This window comes from Streptomyces syringium, assembly GCF_017876625.1.
Lineage (GTDB): Bacteria > Actinomycetota > Actinomycetes > Streptomycetales > Streptomycetaceae > Streptomyces > Streptomyces syringius.
On the sequence record NZ_JAGIOH010000001.1, the window covers coordinates 6,898,540 to 6,905,004 of the forward strand.

Here is a 6,465-nt window from a genome sequence, read left to right on the forward strand (position 1 = left end):
AGGAGAGAGGTTCGTGGATGTCCGCCCTGGTGAACGGGGTGTCCGTATCGAGCCGTTTGGACAGAACCCCGGTTCCTGAATGCCTGTCATGAACGAAGGTTACCCTTGCAGAAGTGGTCATGATCGACCAAGATGTGTTCCGTCGAAGCGCGATTTCCGGCCTCCCCAACGGAGGTTGGTTCTCCCGCTCACGACGGTTCTTCCGAGGGACCGCTAGCGTCGGCGCATCGCCGCGCCGTCGGCGGGACTTCATCGCAATACATCGCAGGGTGGGGGATGTGATGATTCAGCGCTGCCGTTTTTCCTGGCCGCGTTCAGGTCGTGGTGTGTGTGTTTCCGCGCCGCTTGCCCGTTTCGCGTGTGTGGCCGCATGCTGACCCGGCCGGTCGTTCTGGGGCTTCCCGCACTCTCTGTCAGTGGTCTGTCCGAGAACTGGCTGTTACGTGAGGCCGGTGACCTCCACTGGTCCCTCATCGGGGAACACTTCGGTCTTCCCGTCGCCGAACTCGCCGACACCGACGGTAACCGGCTGCTGCCCGCCTTCACCCGCGCCCGGCTCATCGCGGCCGAGTCGCTGCGGTCCTTCACCGAGCACGACGAGGGAGAGCTGAGCGGCGCACTGACCAAGCTCGACGAGCAGACGTTCGTCAGCGACATCCGTTTCGCCACGGCCACGGCCCACGTCGACGTCCGGCTGCTCACGGCCTTCGTCCACCGCGGCGCAGGCAACTGGCTCGTCCCCGGCACACCGCAGCCCCAAGGCGGCGCCCCGGTGGCGCGGCCGGCGGCGGAACATCTGGACTTCCACCGCGAGTTCCGCGCGCGGACCACCTCGGCCCCCGACGGCGCCGGACTGTTCAGCGACACCTACGAACTCAACCCGTTCGCGGACATGAACGCCGCGGGCCTGCTGTACTTCGCCTCGTACCCGCACATCAACGACCGCGGCGAGCGCAATTACGTCCAGTCGCTGGTGCCGGGCGGCGAGTGGGCCGTCGAGGCGGTCACCCTCAGCCGGGACATCGTCTACCTCGGCAACTGCGGCATCGACGACGCGGTGCGCTACCGCCTGGACGACTGCCGGCTGGAGGCGGACCACCGTGTGGTCCTGACGTCGTCCCTGCTGCGGGAGCGCGACGGAAGGCCGCTCGCCCGCCTGGAGAGCGTCAAGCAGCTCGTCCGGCCCGAGGCCTACGCGGCCCTGTGGGACGCCACGGGAGCTCCCGTGGCCGCGCCCGCCGCCTCGGCCCCGTCCGCTTCGGCACCGGCCCCCGCCGCCGTGGAGAGCGACCCGCCCGCACCCGACGACCTCGAGCCCCGGCTCCTGGCGCTGATGGAGAGCGTGCTCGACGAGCCCGCCGGATCGCTGACCGCGGACGACGACCTGCGCGGGCGCGGACTCGACAGCCTGGCGCTGTCGGAAGCCGCTGCCCGGGCCCGGGACGAGAGCGGGCTGGAGATCGACCCCAGCACCATGTTCCAGGCCTTCACCGTCGCCGCCATGGCGCGCGTGCTGCGCGGTGAGCGTCCCGCTCCGGCCCCGGTCACGACCGCGCCGCCGGCCGCTCCCCGCTCCGACGCGGGGGCGCCGATCGCCGTGATCGGCATGGCCGGCCGGTTCCCCGGCGCGTCGGGCGTGCCCGAGCTGTGGGACCTGCTGGGCCGGGACGAGGACGCCGTCCGTACCGTCCCGGCCGACCGCTGGGACACCGCCGCCCACCCCGGGCTGGTCGACAAGGCGGCCCTGCTCGACGACATCCGCCGCTTCGACCACGAGTTCTTCTCCATCAGCCCGCGCGAGGCCGCGCTGATGGACCCCCAGCAGCGGCTGCTGCTGGAGGTGGCGTGGGCGACGGCCGAGGACGCCGGGTGCGACCCGACCTCGCTGGCCGGCAGCCGCACGGGCGTCTACGCGGGCGTCTGCCACTCCGACTACGCCGCCGTCCTCGCCGAGCACGCGGGCCACGACGAGCCGCACCTGAGCGTCGCGGTCTCCCCCTCCCTGGTGGCCAACCGGGTGTCCTACGCCCTCGGGCTGCGCGGGCCGAGCGTCGCCGTCGACACCCTCTGCTCCTCGTCCCTGGTGGCCGTCGCACAGGCCGTCGCGGCCCTGCGCGCCGGTGAGTGCGACCAGGCCTTCGCCGGCGGCGTGAACGTCCTGTGCGATCCCGCCCGGCAGCACGCCTACCAGCGCACCGGTGTGCTGAGCCCCCGCGGCCGCTGCCACACCTTCGACGACGACGCCGACGGATACGTCCGCGGCGAGGGCGTCGGTGCCCTGCTGCTCAAGCCGCTGGACCGGGCCCTGGCCGACGGCGACCGCGTGCACGCGGTGATCCGCGGCGTGGCCGTCAACCACGGCGGGCAGGCACAGTCCTTCACCGCGCCCAACCCGGACGCGCAGGCGGACCTGCTCGTGACCGCGTACAACGAGGCGGGAGTCGACCCGGCGACCGTCGGCTACATCGAAGCGCACGGCACCGGCACGCGCCTGGGCGACCCCATCGAGATCTCCGGCATGGTCGCGGCGTTCGAGCGCCTCTACGACCAGTGGGGTCACCCGGAGCCGGCCGCGCCGCACTGCGGCGTCGGCTCGGTCAAGACCAACATCGGCCACCTGGAGGCGGCCGCCGGGATCGCCGGAATGATCAAGGTGATCCTGGCCATGCGCCACCGGACGCTGCCGGCCAGCCGCAATGTGCGCCGGCCGAACAAGATGATCAAGGTCGACGGCACCCCGCTGCGGCTCCAACTCGAGCGGGCCCCCTGGGAAGCGCCCGCCGGCGGCGGTCCCCGCCGGGCCGGCGTCAGCTCCTTCGGCATGGGCGGCACCAACGCACACGTCGTGCTGGAGGACGCGCCCGAAACGGCGGCCCCGGCCCCGACCGCCCCCCTCCCGGTGCTCGTCCCCCTCTCGGCCCGTACGCCGCAGGCCCTGCGCGAGGCCGTGACCGCGCTCCTGGAGGTGGTCCGCTCCGCCGACGCCCCGCCGCTGGCCTCCATCGCGCGGACCCTGCAGACCGGACGCGCCGCCCTGCCGTGCCGCGTCGCCGTCGAGGCCGCGGACCTCGGCGAACTGGCCGAGAAGCTCGCCGCGGTGCTCGCGAACGCGCCGGCCGACGGCGTGGCCCCGGCCGAGGACCGGCACACCGCGGAGCCGGAGTTCACGACTCCGGACGCCCCGCCGGTGTCGCTGCCGACCTACCCCTTCAGCCGTGACCAGCACTGGGCGGCGCCCGTCCCGGGTGCCGAGTTCCTCACCACCACCTGGGAGGACGCGCCCGCACCGGACGCCGTCCACGACGGCCGGCTCCTGGTCGTCACCACCGACCCGGAGCTCGCTCGCACGGTGCTCGCGGACCGCTGCGTCGTGCACGTCCCCGGGGACGAGCTGCCCGAGGCGAGCGGTCTGACCGGTGTCGTCGACCTGGTCGACTGGTCCGCGCCCGGAACGCGGGTCACCGAGCGGATCGCGCTGCTGCAGCGCGTGCTCACCGCGAACCCCCGCATCGGGCTGCGCTGCGTGCACGTCAGCGGCGCCGAACGCTCCGCGCTCGCCGGCTTCTACCGTTCGCTGTCCGGCGAGTTCCCCGGTGTCCACGGGCGGACCGTCCGCGTGGACGGCGGCACCGCCGAACTCGTCGCGGCCGTCAGGGCCGAGACGTCGGCGGCCGACCGGGAGACGGAGATCCGCTACGCGGGGGCCCGGCGCCGCCGTCCGGTGGCCGCCTTCGCCCCGGCCTCGAACGGTGACGACCCGCTCGCGGACCTCGGCCGCGGCGCGGTGCTCATCACGGGCGGCCTGGGCGGCATCGGGCTGCGCCTCGCGGCCCACCTCGCCGACCGCGGCGCCCGGCACATCGTGCTGATCGGCCGCTCCCGGATGCCGGTCCGCAACCAGTGGGCCGCCCTCGCCGCCGAGCCGTCCACGGACCCCGTCCTGCGGACCCGGCTCACGGCGCTGCTCGCCCTGGTCGAGCGCGGTGTGACGCTGACCGTGCGGACCGACGCGCTCGACGACGTCACCTCGCTCCGCCGGCTGATCGGCCGGGTCAGGAAGCAGGCCGGCGGGATCGACGCCGTTTTCCACTGCGCGGGCGTCATGGACCCGCCCGCGTCCTTCCTCTCCCGGACGGCCGAGGAGATCTCCCGGGTGCTGCGGCCCAAGGCCGACGGCCTCGGGGTGCTGTGGTCGGCCTTCGGGCCCAAGCCACCGCGGCTCATGGTGCTGTTCTCCTCGGTGGCCGGCGCGATACCCCGGCTGGCCGCGGGCTATCTGGACTACGCGGCGGCCAACACCGTGCTCGACGACTTCGCCGCCGCCCACGACGGCGAGTCCGGCTGCACGGTGCGCGCCCTGCGCTGGCCGCTGTGGCGCGGCGTCGGCATGGGCCTCGAGCGGACGAGCGCCGGCGGCGGACTCGGCATCCCCGACCTGGACGGGAACGAGGCCCTGGACCTGCTGGACCTCGCCCTGCGGGTGCCCGGCGAAGCCGTGCTGCTGCCCTGCCGGGTGGAGCGCGCGTCGCTGGCCGCCGGAGAGCTGTTCCTGGCGCCGTCGCGCACCGCTCCGGCGGAGCGGGCGCCCTCGCGTCCCGTGCCGGCCGTCCCGTCCTCCGACAGCACCGGCACCCTGCCGGACGCGGCCGGGGAAGCCCCCGCGGACAGCGCGCCGGACACGGCGGCGGACCTCGGCTGGCTGACCACCCTGGTGGCCCGGACGACCAAGGTCGACGCGGCGCTGCTGGGACCCGACACCCTGCTCGGCGACGTCGGCGTGGACTCGCTGCTGATGGCCGAACTGGTGCGGGACCTCGAAGCGGAACTCGGCCACGCGGTCGACCCGAGCCTGCTCCAGGAACACCCGACGCTCGCCGGCCTCGCCGGCGCGCTCGGTGCCCCCACCACCGCCCCCGCCGCCGGGCCGGCCGACCGGCCCGCGCGTGCCGTCGTCACGGAACCGGTCCCCGCCCCCGACGGGCGGCCGACGCCGATCGCCGTGATCGGCATGGGCTGCCGGCTGCCGGGCGCCGCCGACCCCGCGCAGCTGTGGGACGTGCTGCTGGCCGGCCGTGACCTCGTCACCGAGGTGCCGGCCGACCGCTGGGACATCGGCTCGCTCTACAGCCCGGACGGCGGACGGGGGCGCAGCCAGAGCAAGTGGGGCGGATTCCTCGACGACGCCGCCCTGTTCGACCCGGAGTTCTTCGGCTTCGACGACGAGTCGGCCCGGCAGCTGGACCCGCTGGCGCGCAAGGCGCTGGAGGTGTCCGTGGAGTGCCTGCGGGACGCCGGCTACCGCGAGGACGAACTGCGGGGCCAGTCGCTGGGGGTCTTCGTCGGTACCCGGACGGGCAACCACCGGGCGCATCTGCAGCCCCCCACGCGGCAGTACACGGCCGGGGTCAACCAGAACTTCGTGGCCGCGCACATCTCGCACTTCCTCGACCTCACCGGGCCCAACCTGGTGGTCGACAGCGCCTGTTCGTCGTCGCTGGTGACCATTCACCTGGCCGCGCAGAGCCTGGCGGCGGGCGAGTCGTCCATGGCCCTGGCCGGGGGCGTGGACCTGCTGTTCGACGAGGAGCCCTACCTCATGCTCAGCGCCGGCAAGGCGCTGTCGCCCAGCGGCCGGTGCCGCACCTTCGACGAGTCCGCCGACGGCCTCGTCCCCGGCGAGGGCGCCGGAATGGTGCTGCTCAAGCGGCTCGCCGACGCCCAGCGCGACGGCGACCGGGTGCTCGCCGTGATCGAGTCGTCGGGCGTCAACAACGACGGCCGGACCATGGGGCACACCACCCCGAACGGACGCGCCCAGCGCGCCCTGGTCTCCGACGTGCTCGCCCGGGGCGGGATCGACGCGCGCACCATCGGGTACGTCGAGGCCCACGGCACCGGCACGATGATCGGTGATCCGATCGAGCTCCAGGCGCTGACGACCGTCCACCGGACCCACACCGACGACCGCGGCTACTGCGGCATCGGCAGCATCAAGAGCACGATGGGCCACCTGCTCAGCGCGGCGGGCGTCGCCGGCTTCATCAAGGCCGTACAGATCCTGCGGCACGGCCGGCTCGTGCCGACCCTGCACTGTCACCGGCCGAACCCGCGCTTCGCGTTCGCCGAGTCGCCGTTCTTCCCGGTGACGCGGGCCATGGACCTGCCGCCCGGCAGCCGGGTCGGCGTCAGCGCCTTCGGCTTCGGCGGCACCAACGCCCATGTCGTCCTGGGGCCGGGCACGCCCGGCGAACCGGGCAGGCCCCCGCTGCCGCTGCCCGTCTACCGGCGCAGGCGCTTCTGGCGCCTGCCCGCCGCGCCCGGGCCGGCCACGGCGCCGGTCCGCTCGGCCCGGCTCGACCTGACCCTCAGCTGACCCTTACTGACCCGGCCTGACCCTCACGCAACCCGGCGCGCCCGGGCCGTAGATCACGCTCCGCCGCATCGCCGATCACCAGGAGAGAACAC

General features: G+C 74.1%; 1 protein-coding gene. It reads left to right on the forward strand.

All coding sequences use genetic code 11. The annotated features are described in order from the left end of the window. The first annotated feature begins 370 nt into the window (after positions 1–370). On the forward strand, positions 371–6,373 hold the full coding sequence (locus tag JO379_RS30215; RefSeq protein ID WP_209517912.1) for a beta-ketoacyl synthase N-terminal-like domain-containing protein: 6,003 nt from the start codon (positions 371–373) through the stop codon (positions 6,371–6,373). Positions 6,374–6,465: the final 92 nt, after the last annotated feature.

Coding starts and splice junctions, on each gene's coding strand:
- JO379_RS30215 (WP_209517912.1), top strand. CDS start 371: ATGCTGACCCGGCCGGTCGTTCTGGGGCTTCCCGCACTCTCTGTCAGT.